Genomic DNA, 14,012 nt, shown 5'->3' on the forward strand with positions numbered 1-14,012 from the left:
ATGGATTACAAGAACACACTGAACCTGCCAGACACGCCCTTCCCAATGCGCGGCAACCTGCCGCAACGGGAACCGAACTGGGTTGAACAATGGTGCAAGGAAGACTTGTACAAGGCGATTCGCCAGTCCAAGGCAGGCAAGCCAAAATTTGTGCTGCACGACGGCCCACCCTATGCCAATGGTGACATTCACATTGGCCATGCGGTCAACAAAATCCTGAAAGACATCATCGTGAAATGCCGTTGCCTGGCCGGCTATGATGCCCGTTACGTACCCGGCTGGGATTGCCATGGCATGCCCATTGAAATCCAGATTGAAAAAACAATCGGCAAGGGAAAGCCAACCCTGGAAGTCCAGGAAAAAAGCCGTGCGTACGCCGCCGAGCAAATTGAACGACAGAAAAAAGACTTTATTCGACTGGGTGTGCTGGCCGACTGGGACAACCCCTACAAAACCATGAACTTTGGCAACGAAGCAGACGAGCTTCGCGCCTTGGGCAAAATCATGGAAAAGGGTTATGTGTTCCGCGGCTTGAAGCCTGTGAACTGGTGCTTCGATTGCGGATCAGCCTTGGCCGAAGCCGAGGTGGAGTACAAGGACAAACAAGACATTGCCGTGGATGTGGGCTTTGCTTTTAACGAAGCCAACCTCGAGCAACTGGCCACCGCCTTCAATGTGCCCTTGCCCACACTGCAAGCCAAGCCAGGTCAGCTGGTCATCTGGACCACCACCCCATGGACCCTGCCGGCCAACCAGGCGCTGAACATGCACCCTGAATTGGTGTACAGCCTGGTAGACGTGGGCAACAAGTATTTGTTGCTGGCCCAGGAACGCGTGAAACCCTGCCTTGAAAGCTATGAGCTACATGGTTCAGAAGTGGCCACCGCCAAGGGTGCCGCGCTGGAAGGCGTTTCATTCAAACACCCCTTCTACGACCGACTAAGCCCAGTGTATCTGGCCGAATACGTCAGCACCGATGCGGGTACAGGCATTGTTCACTGCTCTCCAGCCTACGGCGTAGACGACTTTTTTACCAGCAAAGCCTATGGCCTAAAAGACGCTGACATCATCAACCCGGTAACTGGCAATGGTGTGTATGCCGACTCCCTTCCATTTTTTGGTGGCCTGCACATCTGGAAAGCCAACCCGCTCATTGTTGAAAAAATGATCGAAGTGGGTTCGCTCATCAAACAAGTGAAATTTGGCCACAGCTACATGCACTGCTGGCGCCACAAAACCCCAATCATTTACCGCGCCACTTCACAGTGGTTCGCGGGCATGGATGTGAAACCCAACGATGGCAGCGCAAGCCTGCGCGAAAAGGCCTTGGCTGGTGTTGAAGCCACCGAGTTTTTCCCGGCTTGGGGCAAGGCGCGCTTGCACGCCATGATCGCCAATCGCCCAGACTGGACCCTGTCGCGTCAACGCCAGTGGGGCGTGCCCATGGCATTTCTGGTTCACCGCGAAACTGGCGAACTGCACCCGCGCACTCCTGAACTGACTGAAACCATCGCGCAGCTGATCGAAAAGAAAGGCATTGAAGCCTGGCAGCACGCATCAGTTGAAGAATTGATTGGCAATGAAGCCAAAGACTACGTAAAAAACCCCGACACGCTCGATGTTTGGTTCGACTCTGGCACCACGCACGAAACAGTGCTGCGCGGCAGCCATGCCGATGAAAGCCATTTCCCAGCCGACTTGTACCTCGAGGGCTCTGACCAGCATCGGGGATGGTTCCATTCTTCATTGCTCACCAGTTGCATGATCAACGGTGTGCCGCCCTACAAAGCCCTGCTCACCCATGGTTTTGTAGTGGACGGTCAAGGCCGCAAAATGAGCAAGTCGGTCGGCAACGTGATTGCGCCTCAACAGGTGTCCGACAAAATGGGCGCAGAAATTCTGCGCCTTTGGGTGGCCAGCACCGACTATTCCGGCGAACTCACCATTTCCGATGAAATCCTGAAGCGTGTGGTCGAAAGCTATCGCCGCATTCGCAACACCCTGCGCTTTTTGCTGGCCAATATTTCTGATTTCGACTTTGCCACCGAAGCGGTTCCCGCCGAGGAACTGGCTGAAGTAGACCAGTACGCACTTACCCTGCTGGGCAAGCTGCAAAGCGAGTGCGAAATGCACTACATGAAGTACGAGTTCCACCCGATTGTCAGCAAGCTGCAAATTTTCTGTTCCGAAGACTTGGGTGCCTTCTATCTGGATGTACTGAAAGACCGCTTGTACACCACTGGCGAGAATTCGCAGGCACGTCGCAGTGCGCAAACCACGCTCTACCACATCACACATGCCCTGCTTCGCCTCATGGCACCAGTTCTCAGCTTTACTGCTGAAGAGGCCCGTGAGGTGATGGGCAATGTTGAGCCTTCCATTTTCTGCAATGAATTCTACAAGGTGCCACAGGTAGCTGACGCAGATACGTTGGGCAGAAAGTGGGCCGAGTTGCTCGCGCTGCGCGCGCGCGTGGTGAAGGAACTGGAAAACCTGCGAACGGACGGCAAAATTGGTTCATCCCTGCAAGGCACAGCCACACTGCATTTGCCAGGCGACTTGTACAAGGCCGCAGCAAGTTTGGGCGATGATCTGAAATTTCTGTTCATTGTTTCCAATATTGAAATAGCCCCAGCGGCCGAGGAGAAAATTGAAGTGGGTATTGCAGAAGGTGAAAAGTGCGAACGTTGTTGGCATGTGCGCTCCGACACAAGCGCAAACCCCGAACACCCAGGTATTTGTGGCCGCTGTGTAAGCAATCTGTTTGGTCAAGGCGAGGTGCGTGATCATGTCTAAACCCATGCCGAGAAAACCAGCCTCAACCACCAAACCAGTCAATGCAACCGGCGCGTTGAGGGCACCCAAAAAATCCATCCTCCCCTGGATCGGTTTTTCCCTGCTGCTTATCCTGGTTGATCAAATCAGCAAACTGTGGGTTCAATCACGCCTTGATCTGGGTGCGGTGGTTGAAATCACCCCTTTCTTCAACCTGGTGTACGTGCTCAACCCGGGTGCTGCATTCAGCTTCCTCGCCGATCAGGCGGGTTGGCAAAAACATTTTCTTTCCGCTGTAGCGGTCATTGCGTCCATTGTCATTCTGTTCATGATGCGTTCCTCCAGCCACCGCAAATTCGCGATGTTCTGCCTGGCCTGTATTTTGGGTGGTGCGATCGGCAATTTGATTGACCGTGTTGCTCACGGTGCAGTCATCGACTTTCTCGATTTTTATGTTGGAAATTATCACTGGCCGGCATTCAATGTGGCCGACATTGCAATTACCATGGGTGCAGTCGGTCTAATCATCGACGAACTGTTCTTCAACAAAGAACACAAAGCCGCCAAACCTGCAAAAAGCGAATAAGGTTTATTGCCCATGCGCCCAGTCGAATTGCCACCGCTTCCTGGTTTGAACCAACTGCGTGTAGTGTTGGGCGTGTGCGGCGGCATTGCCGCTTACAAATCGGCCGAGCTGGTACGCCTGTTAATGAAACAGGGCTGCACGGTGCAAGTGGTCATGACTGAATCGGCCACACAATTCATTGCACCACTCACCTTCCAAGCCCTTTCGGGCAGGGCTGTGCATGTGTCGCAATGGCCAGCTGGGCACAGTGATAACAATATTGACCGTGGCATGCCTCACATCGACATCAGCCGCAATGCCGATTTTTTGTTGATTGCCCCTTGCACGGCCAATTCAATGGCGAAATACGCACACGGGTTCGCTGACAATTTGCTTGATAACCTTGTATTGGCCCGCAATTGCCCCATGGCGATTGCCCCGGCCATGAATGTGGAAATGTGGAACAATCCGGCCACCCAGCGCAATGTCAATCAACTCAAAAACGATGGCGTGCATGTGTTTGGCCCCGCTGCTGGCGAACAGGCCTGCGGTGAGGTGGGCAGTGGCCGCATGCTGGAACCCTTTGAGATCGTATTGGAACTGGCACGGGCAGTGAATCACAAACCTCTGGCTGGTAAAAAAGTGTTGTTGACGGCCGGGCCAACCTTTGAAGCCATTGACCCGGTGCGCGGCATCACGAATCGATCCAGTGGCAAAATGGGTTATGCCTTGGCCCAAGCTGCATGGTTAATGGGTGCCGACGTGAGTTTGGTGAGTGGCCCTACCGCTTTGCCAACACCGTACGGTGTGCGCACGGTGAGTGTTCAATCTGCCAGGCAAATGCATGCTGCAGTATTCGGTCAAATCGAGCAACAAGACCTGTTCATTGGTGTCGCCGCTGTGGCCGATTACGGGATCAAGAACCCGAGCGCGCAAAAGCAGAAAAAACAGCACGATCAAGCTGCGGGTTTAAATATGGAATTCGAACTGAACCCGGACATTCTTGCAGATGTCGGCGAATTTGCCAGTGATCAGAAAAAATCACTGACTGTAGTAGGTTTTGCTGCCGAAACAGAAAATCTGGATGAATACGCAAACCGCAAACTGGACAGCAAGAAAGCGCATTTCATTGTTGGCAACCTGGCGCAACAAGCATTGGGCTCCGACCAAACCGAGTTAACCATTTACAGTAAAAAACTGCCCCCTGAATACCTGGCCTCTTTGGACAAACTGCAAGCTGCACGGGCAGTTTTGTCTTTCATTTCCAAACACTCCTGAATACAAATACCCTCATGAAAATTCAAGTTGAACTGAAAGTACTCGACCCGCGCATGCAAGAGCAATTGCCTGCCTATGGCACACCGGGCAGTGCAGGCATCGACCTGCGCGCTTGCCTGACTGAGCCACTGACTTTGCAACCCGGCCAGGCTGAATTGGTGCCAACCGGTCTTTCCATGTATATCGGCGACCCCAATTACTGTGCAACAATTTTGCCCCGTTCAGGCTTGGGTCACAAAAAAGGCTTGGTACTTGGCAATTTGGTGGGTTTAATCGATTCCGACTACCAGGGCCCGCTGATGGTCTCGGCCTGGAACCGCAGCCAAGTGCCAGTGACCATTGAACCCATGGAGCGCATCGCTCAACTGGTCATCTTGCCGGTGGCACACGCCGACTTCAAGGTGGTCAGCGATTTCACCCCCAGCGAACGCGGTGAAGGCGGATTCGGAAGCACCGGGACACGCTAGAGAAAACCAAGCGAAAGGAACCACCCCAAGCAGATTTGCCACTGAGTGTCATTGTGAATCATCAGGAAAACAATGGACTCAGGGGGCAACGGGCCAGCCACAACGACAGGCCGTACATGGTTGGTTCACGCAATCCGGCAGCTGCGTCCCTGTTCTGAAAAAACCATTCGGTATTTTTGGTTGGCACTCTGCGTCATTCTGGCGGCAGTGGCTGTATTCAACTACGGCAAAGTACATCAAATTCAAGGTGATCTGGCCAAGAGACGGCTACTTGAAGTGTCCCTGCAAGACCTGATCGTACAAAGCACCGCCCTGCATCACCTGGGCAATCAGCATGCTTATGAAACCAAACTTGGTCTGGAAACGCGTGGCTACAGCTCACCCCAGGAGTTACTCAATCAACTGGCTGCGAGATTGGCTGTCATCGAAACGATCAACACCCACAGCGGGCTGACTGAATCGGCTGCAAGCCTTCGAGAACACCTGATCGCGATGGACCAGCAACTTGAAAAATTCGGAAAACCCGACCCTCAACGCATCGAGTTTTGGTTGATCGAGCTTGGGATATTCAACACCACCTTGAAGAAACATGCACAATCGGCCGATGAAAAGGTTAATGCATTGCAACGCAACAACCTGATACTCACATTGATTGTCTTGGTTCACTCGGTAAGTTTTGTCAGCCTCACTCTGTGGCGACAATCAAACTTGCGAAAGCGCTTCGCAGTTGAACTGCTTCACCTGAGCAATCAGGCTCGCAGCGATCCACTCACTGGTTTGCTCAATCGCCGGGGCTGGCAAGACCTGAGCAGCGCCTATCTGCGAAAAATGCAAAGAGAAAATCAGCGTCAAGGCAGTGTGGCAATTATCGACATTGACTACTTCAAACAATACAACGACACCTATGGCCACGAGGCCGGGGATATGCGACTTCGGGAGTTTGCCGAAACGCTTCGAACCAACTTCAGGCCTGGTGATCTGATCGCACGTGTCGGGGGCGAAGAGTTTGCAGTGCTTCTACCGAACTGCACCGCCGACGACACCCAAAGAATCGTGGACAGAATTCGGCTGAACGGCAATTGCAAAGTTGGGTTTTCGGCAGGAATTTGCGACATCACCCACGCTGACAGCATTGACCGTACCATGGCGCAAGCTGACCACGCGCTTTACCAAGCCAAGAACAAAGGTAGAAACCGCAGTTGCCTGGGCCAAGTGAGTGGTTAATCAGGCAAGCAAGGCCTAGTCCAAAAACAAAACGCCTGAGTAACCACAAGGGATACTCAGGCGAGTGAACTTACAGGCACGACAGTGGGCTTTTTTACCCCGCTCGTGATATTGCGTAACTTTTAGTCAACCGCCACCTCAGTGCCGCTCTCCGACTCTTGCCCCGATGAACCTTCATCAAAAGTCAGTGACACCTGGTCATTTTCCAAATCATGGTCCACAGTCACCTTGCCGCCGTTCACCAATTTGCCAAACAGCAACTCATCGGCCAAGGCCTTGCGGATGGTGTCTTGAATCAAGCGCTGCATTGGGCGAGCACCCATCAATGGATCAAAACCTTTCTTGGCCAAGTGCTTGCGCAATTCGTCTGTGAACACCGCATCCACTTTCTTCTGGTGCAGCTGTTCTTCCAGCTCCATCAGGAACTTGTCGACCACGCGAAGAATGATTTCTTCATCCAGCGCACGGAAGGAAATGACAGAATCCAGACGGTTGCGGAACTCGGGGCTGAACATGCGCTTGATGTCTTCCATCTCATCGCCCTGCACCTTGGATTCCATGAAGCCGATACCGCGCTTGGTCAGGGCTTCTGCACCCGCGTTGGTGGTCATGATGATGATCACATTGCGGAAGTCAGCCTTGCGACCGTTGTTGTCGGTCAAAGTACCGTTGTCCATGACCTGAAGCAGAATATTGAACACATCGGGGTGCGCTTTTTCGATTTCGTCGAGCAGCAACACGCAATGTGGCTTTTTGGTAATAGCCTCGGTCAACAAGCCGCCTTGGTCAAAGCCAACGTAACCTGGGGGCGCACCAATCAAACGAGAAACAGCGTGGCGTTCCATGTATTCCGACATGTCGAAACGCAGCATTTCAATGCCGAGAATAAAGGCCAGCTGTTTGGCCACCTCGGTTTTACCCACACCCGTGGGGCCGCTGAACAAGAACGAGCCAATCGGCTTGTCGGCCTTGCCCAAACCTGCACGCGACATTTTGATGGCGTTTGCCAAAGCCTCAATGGCGGGGTCTTGCCCAAACACAGTGGCTTTCAAATCGCGATCGAGCGTGGCCAGCTTGTTGCGGTCATCGGTATTAACCGACTGTGGCGGAATACGGGCAATTTTCGAGACGATGTCTTCGATGTCGCCCTTCGTAATTGTTTTACGCTGTTTGCTTTTTGGCAAAATTCGCTGAGCCGCACCGGCTTCATCAATCACGTCAATGGCCTTGTCAGGCAAATGACGATCATTGATAAACTTGGCCGACAACTCAGCGGCTGCCGAAATGGCCGCGCTGGAGTACTTCACGCCATGGTGGTCTTCAAACCTGCTCTTCAAACCGCGCAAAATTTCAATGGTCTGTTCCACGGTGGGTTCAGACACATCGATTTTCTGGAAGCGGCGTGAAAGCGCGTGGTCTTTCTCGAAAATGCCACGGTACTCGGTAAAGGTAGTTGCGCCAATGCACTTCAGCTGCCCTGACGACAAGGCAGGTTTTAGCAAATTGGAAGCATCCAGCGTGCCGCCAGAAGCGGAGCCTGCGCCAATCAAGGTGTGGATTTCATCAATGAACAACACGGAATCCGGGTTGGCCTTCAACTGTTTCAACACCGCTTTCAAACGCTGTTCGAAATCGCCACGGTATTTTGTGCCCGCCAGCAACGCGCCCATGTCCAGTGAATGCACCTGCGCTGTTGCCAAAATTTCCGGCACGTCACCTTGCACAATTCTCCAAGCCAAGCCCTCGGCAATCGCGGTTTTACCCACACCAGCCTCACCCACCAAGAGCGGGTTGTTTTTGCGGCGGCGGCACAGCACCTGAATAACACGCTCCACTTCCTGCTCCCGGCCGATCAGCGGATCAATTTTCCCTTCCTTGGCCAATGCATTCAAATTCTGGGTGTACTGGTCAAGCGGCGACTGCTTGTCACCCACGTTTTGGGTGGCCTCGGCTTCCTGCTCCTGATTCTCGTTCTGGGAATTCTCGGGCTTCGGCGCGGGCGCCTGCGGCGTTTTGGTAATGCCGTGTGAAATGTAATTCACCACATCCAGACGGGTAATACCCTGCTGATGAAGGTAATACACCGCATGGGAGTCTTTCTCACCAAAAATCGCAACCAGCACATTCGCGCCAGTCACCTCTTTCTTGCCATTCGATGTGCTTTGAACATGCATGATGGCGCGCTGAATAACCCGCTGGAAACCCAGCGTGGGCTGCGTGTCCACTTCATCCTGACCGGACACCACAGGGGTGTTGTCCTTGATGAAATTTTGCAGGTTCTTTCGAATTTCTTCGACATCGCATGAGCATGAACGTAGCACCTCAGCCGCTGAAGGATTGTCCAGCAAGGCCAATAGCAGGTGCTCTACCGTGATGAATTCATGCTTTTGCTGACGTGCGTCAACAAATGCCATGTGCAAACTTACTTCCAACTCTTGCGCAATCATGTTTCCTCCATCACGCACTGCAGCGGGTGTTGATGCTGCTTTGCGAAACCGCATACCATTTCGACTTTTGTCGAGGCGATGTCTTTGGGATATACCCCACAGACCCCTTTGCCCTCTCGATGCACTTTCAGCATGATTTGGGTGGCCTGTTCCCTTCCCTTTCCAAAAAACTTCTGCAAAACAATCACGACAAACTCCATGGGGGTGTAGTCATCGTTCAAGAGCACGACCTGATACATCGGGGGCAGCTTCGCTTTTTGCGCCTGCGATTCCAGTACTGTTGATGGATTGTTTTGCGAACTCATAACTTCATTGTAATCACTTCTAAGGGGCACGCAACAAGGATTAGAGAGCAATACACTGCCTTTATTCAAGGCTAGAAATTTTTCCTGAAAATTCAATCAGGAACATCTCAAAAATTATGCAAACCCACTCTCAAATTTGCAATCGATAACCCACAAGGTCAATCACCCGAAAAGCCTGAATTAACCAGATGTAGACAACACCTGTCTATTACAAGGGGTAAACCCTTAAAAAATGTATCTATTGTATGGTTGACCCCAGCCCAAACAGGTCAAAGAATAGAAGGCAAGCTGGTTCAGACTGGCGAGTTGTCGGAAAGTTCGTGCGTTCCGATCGAAGTATTGTTTTTTGAAGGAGGTTTCGCGATGGCGACCGGCACCGTAAAATGGTTCAATGATGCAAAGGGTTTTGGTTTTATTACTCCAGATCAAGGGAGCGATGAACTTTTCGCCCACTTTTCAGCAATCCAGGCATCTGGATTCCGCACACTGAAAGAAGGTCAGAAAGTGACTTTTGAAGTGGTGGATGGACCAAAAGGTAAGCAGGCTCAGAACATCTCTGTGATGGACGCAACCAGCGCCGCCTGACAAGTAAAATAATCAAACCACCGATTAAGAAGAAAGCCGGCCCCAAGCCGGCTTTCTTCTTGCCCATAAAAAAAGCCCCATCTCTATGGGGCTTTTTTATTTACAGCAGAAGCAGGCTTGTTACATGTGGTCGATCATGACTTGACCGAAACCTGAACAGCTTACCTGTGTGGCACCGTCCATCAAGCGCGCAAAATCATAAGTTACTTTCTTGGACGTGATGGATTTTTCCATGGAAGTAATAATGAGATCAGCCGCCTCAACCCAACCCATGTGACGCAGCATCATTTCTGCAGACAAAATTTGCGAACCCGGGTTCACATAGTCTTTGCCTGCATACTTGGGCGCTGTGCCGTGGGTGGCTTCAAACATGGCAATTGAATCGGACAAATTCGCACCGGGGGCAATGCCAATACCACCGACCTGGGCGGCCAGGGCATCAGAAATATAATCGCCATTCAAGTTCATGGTGGCGATCACGCTGTATTCAGCTGGGCGCAGCAGAATTTGCTGCAAGAAGGCATCGGCGATCACATCTTTGATCACGATGTCACCATGCGCAGCCTTGATTTTCATCCAGGGGCCGCCGTCCAGCAGTTCGGCGCCGAATTCGTTCTTGGCCAAAGCGTAAGACCAAGCCGCAAAAGCGCCTTCGGTGTACTTCATGATGTTGCCCTTGTGCACAATCGTCACCGAAGGCTTTTTATTGTCGATGGCGTACTGAACGGCCTTGCGGAACAGGCGCTCTGTGCCTTCTTTAGAAATTGGCTTGATTCCAATGCCTGAAGTTTCGGGGAAACGAATCTTGCTCACACCCATTTCTTCACGCAGAAACTTGATCAGCTTTTTGGCTTTGTCGGTTTCCGCCTCGTATTCAATACCGGCATAAATGTCTTCCGAGTTCTCGCGGAAAATCACCATGTCGGTTTTGTGGGGCTCTTTTACCGGGCTGGGCACGCCGGCAAAGTAGCGCACTGGGCGAAGGCACACATACAAATCAAGCTGCTGACGCAAAGCCACGTTAATGGAACGAATACCGCCACCTACGGGTGTGGTCAATGGGCCTTTGACAGACACCACATATTCTTTCAACACTTCCAGGGTTTCTTCTGGCAGCCACACATCGGGGCCGTACACCTTGGTGGACTTTTCGCCCGCGTAAATTTCCATCCAGCTGATTTTGCGCTTGCCACCGTATGCTTTGGCCACAGCAGCGTCGACCACGTCGATCATCACTGGTGTAATGTCAAAACCAGTGCCATCGCCTTCGATGTATGGAATGATGGGTTGATCGGGTACGTTCAACGAGTAATCACTATTGACCGTGATTTTTTCGCCGACTGATGGGACTTTAATGTGTTGGTACATGGTCTCTCCGCTGCTTCTCTGGTGTGTTAGAGGGAACACTCTAGTGTATCCCTTCACTACGAAAATCACAATTATTTCGCAATATGAAATTGCATTCCTTATTGCGCCAAGCCGTATAATACCGCCATCTTCTTTCAGATCTCTGACAGGAACCAGATTTCATGCACTTTGATCACATCAACAAATACTGCACTACTTTCAGGCTGACTTTGGTGACAGCTGCGCTGGGCTTGGCTGCCTGCATAAGCAATGCTGCAGGGCCGGCGCAATCCCAATTGCCAACACTTCAAATACGCGTGGGCCAACATGATGTGAAAGCAGAGTTGGCCAACACCGATCTAAGCCGTCAAATCGGGCTAATGAACCGAAAGGAGCTGGGCGGGAATTCAGGAATGCTGTTTGTGTTCAAACGCAGTGAAACACAATGTATGTGGATGAAAAACACCCTGATTGATCTGGATGTGGCCTTTGCAGACGCCAACGGCAAAATTCTGAATATTGAACAGATGAAAGCAGGTACGACTGACATTCACTGCTCCAGCGGCAACGCCAAACTTGCGCTGGAAATGAACCATGGCTGGTTTTCAACGCGCGGTATTGATGCAGGTGAAAAACTGCATGTGCCAGAGCAGGTCCTGGAAACCAGGGAATAGACCGCAAAAACAAACCCCTCCTTGCGCTGTGAGCACAAGGAGGGGCTGGCGTGTTGAACAGGATTTCGGGGGATTAACCTTCGAAATTCTTCGATGCAAATTCCCAGTTCGCCAGGTTCCAGAAGGTTTCAATGTACTTGGGGCGAGCGTTGCGGTAATCGATATAGTAGGCGTGTTCCCACAGGTCGCAGGTCAACAAAGGCTTGTCCTGAGTGGTCAAGGGTGTGGCTGCGTTGCTCGTGTTAACGATATCCACTGAACCGTCGGCTTTTTTCACAAGCCATGTCCAGCTAGAACCAAAGTTACCAATCGCGCTTTTGGTAAAGGCTTCCTTGAACGCATCAAAGCTGCCAAATTTGGCATTGATGGCGTCGGCCAACTTGCCAGTGGGTGCACCACCACCATTGGGTGACAGGCAGTGCCAGTAGAACGTGTGGTTCCAGATCTGTGCCGCGTTGTTGAATACACCACCGGTTGACTTCTTGACGATGTCTTCCAGGCTGGAGCTTTCAAACTCGGTGCCTTTTACCAGATTGTTCAGGTTGGTCACATAAGCAGCGTGGTGCTTGCCGTAGTGGTACTCCAGTGTTTCTTTGGAAATATGGGGAGCCAGCGCGTCCATCGCGTAGGGCAATTCGGGCAGTGTATGTTGCATATCAGTATCCTCTCTCACTTCAATCAATACGAAAACTTCAGCTTGGGGCAAAACCCCACATTTCAACCCCTCTGATTCTATCTTGAATTTTTGACGTCCTCGTTGAACGGTCCACGCAGCTCAGTTTTCTCGCGCACATTCACCAAAATTTCACCGTCCGCCACTGTGGCTCGCAAGGCATCGCCAGTTTGCACATCCAGCACAGAGCGAACAACTGCGTTTCCGTGCTGTGGCTGCAAAAAGGCATAGCCACGCTCCAGCGTTCTTTGGGGGGAGACGGCCTCAACCACAGAGCCAAGACGGTCCACGCGAGAATCCGATGCGGCAATGTTGCGCCGCTGCGCAGCCATTAGCCCACTTTCAAGAAGCTGGGCACTTCGATTGGCTGAGTTTTGAGCTGCATTCATTTCAAGCGACACGGATTCCCACAACACCTGAATTGAATTGGTTTGTTGTGCAAGGCCTCGCTCGACAAGGCGCGGCAGGCGGCCATTTGCGGTACTCAAACGAGATTCAAGGGTGTTCAGATAAGCAGTAGGGGTCAGCAAACCTAGTTCAGCCCGATCCACCCGTTGAACAAGCATTTGGGCTCGGTGACGTAAAGCCTTGCGCAAGCCCACATGCAAACTTTGAATCTCGGACAGCAGTTCACTGGTGGGCCGGCTGATCAATTCGGCAGCTGCGGTCGGCGTGGCGGCGCGAAGGTCTGCGGCAAATTCAGCCAGGGTCACATCCGTTTCGTGCCCCACGCCAACCACGATGGGGGTTTTGCAAGCGGCCACTGCACGCACAACCGCTTCTACGTTGAAACTCCACAGATCCTCTAGACTGCCACCTCCGCGGCAAAGCACCAGCGCCTCGTGGCCTGCTGAATCGGCTTTGCGAAGGGCCTCAATAATTTGTGCTGCGGCCTGTTCGCCCTGCACCGCGGTGTGGTAAACCGAGTACTCCACATGGGGCGCGCGCCTTGCCAAGGCCTGTTTTACATCAGCAAGTGCAGCGGCTTGCAGTGAAGTGATCACCCCGAGATTAAAAACCACCGAAGGCAGTGGGCGCTTGCGGGCAGAATCGAACAACCCCTCCTGAGTCAATTTGGTTTTCAGTTGCAGGTACTGTTCATGCAGATTGCCTTGCCCGGCCTTTTTCATGACATCAATGATCAACTGCAACTCGCCACGCTGTTCATACATGGCCAGTTGCGCAAGCACTTCAACTTTGTCGCCCACCGCCGGGAAAAAACCTGCGAGAACATTGCGTTGGCGAAACATAACCGCCTTCAGTTGTGCAGATTCGTCCTTCAGGGCCAAATACCAATGCCCGGAGGAGGCACGGGTAAAAGACGCCACCTCACCCTGAATCCGGATGGAGCCAAATTCATTTCGGAGGTGATCATTCAGGTGCCTGGCGAGCTGGCTGACCGAGAAAACCGTTTTTAAGTCAATCATTTATAGACCAAATTGGCTAAAAAACCAGAACATTTCCACATGCGCTAACAAAAAGCTACTTTCTGTGCAACATGGCTGAAATACAAGAAAATAAACTCAAGCGACTGATTACAAAGGAAAAATACAACAAAATACGATACACAAAAAGTTCATTTTTCTCACAAGCGACTGATTATTCGAAAATTTGGGGGGCTTTTCCCCAAAGTTATCCACAATGAACAAATATGTCGGCTTTTGTGTAATTT

The 14,012-nt window shown here is 51.8% G+C and carries 12 protein-coding genes; 7 read left to right on the forward strand and 5 right to left on the reverse strand.

From position 1 onward, the window contains the following. From ileS to HKT17_RS10820, 5 genes are all read left to right on the forward strand, one after another. Complete coding sequence (gene ileS, locus HKT17_RS10800) at nt 1–2,796, forward strand: isoleucine--tRNA ligase (RefSeq protein ID WP_171100028.1); 2,796 nt, start codon at nt 1–3, stop codon at nt 2,794–2,796. Then, complete coding sequence (lspA, locus tag HKT17_RS10805; RefSeq protein ID WP_240605739.1) at nt 2,789–3,361, forward strand: signal peptidase II; 573 nt, start codon at nt 2,789–2,791, stop codon at nt 3,359–3,361. The genes ileS and lspA overlap by 8 nt, the downstream gene beginning before the upstream one ends. Before the next feature lie 12 nt (nt 3,362–3,373). Then, nucleotides 3,374–4,618, forward strand: coding sequence for a bifunctional phosphopantothenoylcysteine decarboxylase/phosphopantothenate--cysteine ligase CoaBC (coaBC, locus tag HKT17_RS10810; protein ID WP_171100030.1), 1,245 nt, complete (start codon nt 3,374–3,376; stop codon nt 4,616–4,618). A 14-nt stretch (nt 4,619–4,632) separates the two neighbouring features. Continuing rightward, a complete protein-coding gene (gene dut / locus HKT17_RS10815) occupies nt 4,633–5,085 on the forward strand; it encodes a dUTP diphosphatase (protein WP_171100032.1) in 453 nt (150 codons plus the stop codon). A gap of 180 nt (nt 5,086–5,265) precedes the next feature. Next, nucleotides 5,266–6,309, forward strand: coding sequence for a GGDEF domain-containing protein (locus HKT17_RS10820; protein WP_171100034.1), 1,044 nt, complete (start codon nt 5,266–5,268; stop codon nt 6,307–6,309). Between the two features lie 122 nt (nt 6,310–6,431). Here the strand turns inward: HKT17_RS10820 and clpA are convergent, their stop codons facing one another. Continuing rightward, nucleotides 6,432–8,756, reverse strand: coding sequence for an ATP-dependent Clp protease ATP-binding subunit ClpA (gene clpA, locus HKT17_RS10825; RefSeq protein WP_171100037.1), 2,325 nt, complete (start codon nt 8,754–8,756; stop codon nt 6,432–6,434). Beyond that, nucleotides 8,753–9,061, reverse strand: a complete 309-nt coding sequence (gene clpS / locus HKT17_RS10830; protein ID WP_105029601.1) for an ATP-dependent Clp protease adapter ClpS — start codon at nt 9,059–9,061, stop codon at nt 8,753–8,755. Before clpS ends, clpA begins: the two co-directional genes overlap by 4 nt. A gap of 363 nt (nt 9,062–9,424) precedes the next feature. On the opposite strand from clpS, the gene HKT17_RS10835 reads away from it, so the two are divergent. Beyond that, complete coding sequence (locus tag HKT17_RS10835; protein WP_008252332.1) at nt 9,425–9,646, forward strand: cold-shock protein; 222 nt, start codon at nt 9,425–9,427, stop codon at nt 9,644–9,646. A 120-nt stretch (nt 9,647–9,766) separates the two neighbouring features. Here the strand turns inward: HKT17_RS10835 and icd are convergent, their stop codons facing one another. Continuing rightward, nucleotides 9,767–11,014, reverse strand: coding sequence for an NADP-dependent isocitrate dehydrogenase (gene icd / locus HKT17_RS10840; RefSeq protein ID WP_171100038.1), 1,248 nt, complete (start codon nt 11,012–11,014; stop codon nt 9,767–9,769). 161 nt (nt 11,015–11,175) lie between these two features. On the opposite strand from icd, the gene HKT17_RS10845 reads away from it, so the two are divergent. After that, nucleotides 11,176–11,667 carry a DUF192 domain-containing protein gene (locus tag HKT17_RS10845; RefSeq protein WP_171100040.1) on the forward strand — a complete coding sequence of 164 codons (492 nt, stop codon included), beginning with the start codon at nt 11,176–11,178 and terminating at the stop codon, nt 11,665–11,667. 73 nt (nt 11,668–11,740) lie between these two features. On the opposite strand, the gene sodB is transcribed toward HKT17_RS10845, so the two are convergent. After that, nucleotides 11,741–12,322 (reverse strand): superoxide dismutase [Fe], encoded by a 582-nt coding sequence (sodB, locus tag HKT17_RS10850; RefSeq protein WP_105029921.1) that lies wholly within the window; start codon nt 12,320–12,322, stop codon nt 11,741–11,743. 77 nt (nt 12,323–12,399) lie between these two features. After that, on the reverse strand, nt 12,400–13,767 hold the full coding sequence (xseA, locus tag HKT17_RS10855) for an exodeoxyribonuclease VII large subunit (RefSeq protein ID WP_171100042.1): 1,368 nt from the start codon (nt 13,765–13,767) through the stop codon (nt 12,400–12,402). Between the last annotated feature and the right edge of the window lie 245 nt (nt 13,768–14,012).

The sequence above is a fragment of the Limnobacter sp. SAORIC-580 genome (assembly GCF_013004065.1).
Classification (GTDB): domain Bacteria; phylum Pseudomonadota; class Gammaproteobacteria; order Burkholderiales; family Burkholderiaceae_B; genus Limnobacter; species Limnobacter profundi.